4 protein-coding genes are annotated in these 3,868 nt (G+C 73.3%); 1 reads left to right on the plus strand and 3 read right to left on the minus strand.

Features of this window, described 5'->3' with window-relative positions:
- Window positions 1–105: 105 nt before the first annotated feature.
- Window positions 106–873, minus strand: coding sequence for an ABC transporter permease subunit (locus ACFVXK_RS35340; protein WP_358892092.1), 768 nt, complete (start codon window positions 871–873; stop codon window positions 106–108).
- 132 nt (window positions 874–1,005) lie between these two features.
- Here ACFVXK_RS35340 and ACFVXK_RS35345 point away from each other — a divergent pair, with 132 nt between their 5' ends.
- Window positions 1,006–1,584 (plus strand): helix-turn-helix domain-containing protein, encoded by a 579-nt coding sequence (locus tag ACFVXK_RS35345; protein WP_389620405.1) that lies wholly within the window; start codon window positions 1,006–1,008, stop codon window positions 1,582–1,584.
- A gap of 6 nt (window positions 1,585–1,590) precedes the next feature.
- Here the strand turns inward: ACFVXK_RS35345 and ACFVXK_RS35350 are convergent, their stop codons facing one another.
- Both ACFVXK_RS35350 and ACFVXK_RS35355 read right to left on the minus strand, forming a co-directional pair.
- Window positions 1,591–2,172: a hypothetical protein gene (locus ACFVXK_RS35350; RefSeq protein WP_389620408.1), complete on the minus strand. Its 582-nt coding sequence runs from the start codon at window positions 2,170–2,172 to the stop codon at window positions 1,591–1,593.
- 17 nt (window positions 2,173–2,189) lie between these two features.
- Window positions 2,190–3,868 (minus strand): D-alanyl-D-alanine carboxypeptidase family protein (locus ACFVXK_RS35355; protein ID WP_389620411.1); only part of this gene is annotated, 1,679 nt, incomplete at its 5' end.

A 3,868-nucleotide genomic window follows, 5' to 3' on the forward strand; every position in this document is an offset into this window, starting at 1 on the left:
GCAGCGCGGTGAACGAGCCCGCCGGGAACACCAGGTCCGTCGGCTCCAGTACCGGCGCGGCGGACCCGTACCCCACCGACAGCCCCTCCAGGCGCACTTCGAGGCTCATGACGCGCTCCAGTGCACGAAGCGGCGCCCGACGGCGGCCAGTACGAGGTCGGCCGCCACGCCGAGCAGCCCGAGGACGATCAGCCCCGCGAACATCCGGTCCACCCGCAGGAACTGGCCGTCCACCTGGAGCCGGTAGGCCAGCCCGCTGTCGGCGCCGCCCAGTTCGGCGGCGACCAGGGCCAGCAGGGCCACCGAGGCCCCGTAGCGCAGCGCGGCCAGCAGCGCCGGGGCCGCGGCGGGCAGCAGCACCTCGGTGAACCGGCGGTGCAGCGGCGCCCCGAGCGTGCGGGCGGCCCGCAGGTGCGAGACCGGCACGCGGGAGACCCCGTCGTGGACGTAGAGCCAGACCGCGAGGGCGACGGCGTACGCGATCAGCAGCCGTTTGGCGCTCTCGCCGATCCCGAACCAGGCCGTGGCCAGGGGCACGAGGGCGATGGCGGGGATCGGGCGCAGGAAGGAGACCACCGGGGTGACGGCCGCCGACAGCCTCGGCAGGTACCCGGTGGCGAACCCGAGCGCACCGCCGGCCACCGCGCCCAGCGCGAAGCCCTGTCCGGCGCGGGCGAGGCTCGCGCCGAGGTCGGAGAAGAGGACCCCGCTGCGGACGCCGTCGGCCAGCGCCGCCGCGGTGGCGGCCGGGCCGGGCAGCAGCCCCGGAGCCACCGCACCGGACCAGGCGGCCAGCGACCAGAGCGCGAGCACGGCGCAGGCCGCGGCCAGGGCGGGGCCGGCCCGGCCGGCGGGGGAGGGGGTGGCGTGCACGGTCGTACTCCTCGACAGGTCGTCCATAAGTGAGGTCAATAATTGACCACGCTTATGAACGGGCTGTTGCAGGAGTACGAAACCTCCGGCCGCCACCCGGGGCCCCGAAACCGATGGGGTACGTTCACCAGCGTGTCCCGACCCCGAACCGAACCCACGCCCGAAGCGATCGAGGTCGGCCAGGCGATCCGCGACTGCCGCACGGCACGCCGCGTCTCCATGGCCGTGCTGGCCACCCGCTCAGGGCTCTCGCAGCCCTTCCTCAGCCAGCTGGAACGCGGCCTGGCCACCCCGAGCCTCAGCTCGATCTACCGCATCGCCGAGGCCCTGGAGGTCGCCCCCGGCACCTTCCTGCGGCCCCCGGAGCGCCCGGGCGTGATCAGTCATCAGAGCGACCCCCAGGTCATCCGCGTCTCCGAGGCCGCCGGCCAGGTGGCCCGGGTCCTCATCCCGGGCGGCAGCAGTGGCCTGATGGAGGCGTACGAGCACCACTTCGAGCCCGGACAGGGCGAGCGGGGCTGGTTCGAGCACCCGGGCGAGGACTTCCTCTACGTCCTGGAGGGCGAGATCGCCCTGGAGGTCCGCGGCGAGGCCCCCCTGACCCTCCGCGCGGGCCAGAGTGCCCACCACCGCGGCGACGTCCCCCACCGCTGCGGCCTGGCGGGGCGCACCGCCCCGGCGCGGACCCTGCTGGTCATCGCGACCCCGTAGGCGGCGTCACGACCCGCCGTCGCGCTCGACGGGCTCGCCGTCCAGTACCTCCAGCAGGGCGACCTCCTGGAGCAGGTCGGCGATGAAGCTGACGAACAGGTACTCTCCCGCGGCGTCGCGGACGGCGAAGGAGTGGTAGAGGCCCCAGTGGTCGATCTCCCGCAGGACTTCGTACTGCGGGAGCGTCTCCTCCTTCAGCCAGGCCCATGGCACCGGCGGCCCCTGCGGGGTCGTCGATCCGGGGGCCCGCACGAACTCGGACCGTTCCATGTACCACCCGTCACCATCAGGGTCGTACTCGAACTCGTACTCGAAGTCCGGCCAGGAGGCGAACCGGTGCCGGTCGACCACCAGATCCCCGCGCTTCGTCCGGCTCCCTTCGATCCGTGCCCCGCTCAGCAGCTCCAGTTCGGCGGCCAACCGGCCCTTGAACGTCCCCGTCAGCTCGTGGTACCGGGCGTCCGCCCGCTCCATCTCCTCGTGCGTGGCGCCCAGCCGGGCCAGTGCGGCATCCATCAACGGCGCCGGCGCGCGCTTGTCCATGACCCTCAGCAGCCACAGCTCGTAGGTGCGTGAATCCTCTGCCATGTCCATCGTTCCCTTCGTCAGGAGAGCCGCGTCACCCGGGTGCCGAACGAGGGCTCCGCGAGCCGCTTGCCCACCACGACCGGGACGGTCTTCGCGCCCGGACCCTCGCCCACGGTCAGCACACCCACCTCGGTGCCCTCCTTCGCCTCGTGCGGCACCGACTTGCCGCCCGCCGTGCCGAGCGTGAGCCGCAGCTGCTGGCCCGGCACGCCGATCACCGAGAGGTCCTTCGTCGCGACCAGCGGGGTCCGCCCGCCGAGCCCGTCGGAGACGTGGCCGACCGTCTGCCCCTGGTGGATCACGGGGGTGGAGGCGATGGCCTTCCGGACGGCCTCGATGACCTTGCCGCTGTTCGCCAGCACCAGCTTGAGGCTGTTGACGGCATCGGGGTCCGGAGGCGGCGCGTGCTGGTCCATCAGCGTGCCGAGGATCAGCGGGGTCTCGTCGCCCACCGACTTGTACGCGGCCCACATCAGGGTGCCGCCGGCCGGGGTGCTGGACCCCGTCTTGATGCCGGTGACGCTCAGGCCGCGGTTGCTCAGCAGGGTGTTGTTGTTGATGAGCGGATCGGGCAGCCCCTCGATGGGGGCGCTGGGCAGCGCCACGACCGCGCGGAACGCCTCCTCCTTCATCACCGCTTCGGCGAGCTTGAGCTGGTCGACGGCCGTACTGACGGTGGAGGCCTCCAGGCCGCTCGGATCCGTGTAGGTGGTGTTCCCCATCCCGAGCTCCTTCGCCGCCGCGTTCATCTTCGCGACGAAGGCCGCCTCGTCGTTGCCGGTGTCCCAACGGGCGAGCAGGCGGGCGACGTTGTTGCCGGAGGGGACCATCATCATCTTGAGCATGTCCTGCTGGCTGAACTTCGTCCCGGCGGTGAGCGCTTCCACCTTCGACTCGTGATCGAACTTGCCTTCGGCCACCGCCTTGGCATCGATCTCGATCTCGGGACCCCGCTCGTTCTTGCGCAGCGGGTGGTTCTTGAGGATGACGTACGCCGTCATCACCTTGGCCACGCTGGCCGTCGGCACCGGCTTCTGCTCGCCGAACGTGGCGATGTCGCCGGAGCCGGAGATGCGGACGGCTCCCTGCCCCGTGGCCGGCCAGGGGAGGGACGTCGTGCCGTCCAGGGTGACGGAGTCCTGGGCGGCGACGAGCTGCGGGGCCGGGAGCGGGCGCAGCATCTGGCCGCCCGCGACGGCGGCGCCGAGCAGCAGGACGATCGGGGTCCACACCTTGACGCGGCGCGTGAGGGTACGGGTCGGGGTCTCCGGCGGGGGAGGGGTGTTGGTGAGCTCGGCGAGCAGGTCGAGGGCCGGGAGGGGGGTCTCCCGGGTGGGCTCCACGACCGGCGGCGACGGCTGGGCCGTGGGGGCGGGCTTCGGCTTCGGCCGGGCGGCGTCGGGGTCCTTGAGCGCGACGAACTCGCTGGTGCGCTCGGGGTCGTGCGGACGCGCCGGCGCGGGGGCGGCGTGCGGCGTGGCCGCCCGGCCGGCCGCCGTGTCCTTCCGCCGGGCGGGGGGCTCGTCGCGCTCTCCCTGGCGCTGCCGCCCGGCGTCCGGCTCCGGGCCGTCCGCCTCCTCGTCGGTGTCGTGCCCGGCGGGGCGGCGCGGGTCCCGCTGACCGCCTTCGGGGCGCTCGTCGTCGCCCCTGGCCCACGAGGGGCGACGGGTGGGTGCGGTGCCGTCCTGCTCCGCCC

The sequence above is a fragment of the Streptomyces sp. NPDC058157 genome (assembly GCF_042884105.1).
In the GTDB taxonomy this organism is placed as follows: Bacteria; Actinomycetota; Actinomycetes; order Streptomycetales; family Streptomycetaceae; genus Streptomyces.

Coding starts and splice junctions, on each gene's coding strand:
- ACFVXK_RS35350 (WP_389620408.1), bottom strand. CDS start 2,172: ATGGCAGAGGATTCACGCACCTACGAGCTGTGGCTGCTGAGGGTCATG.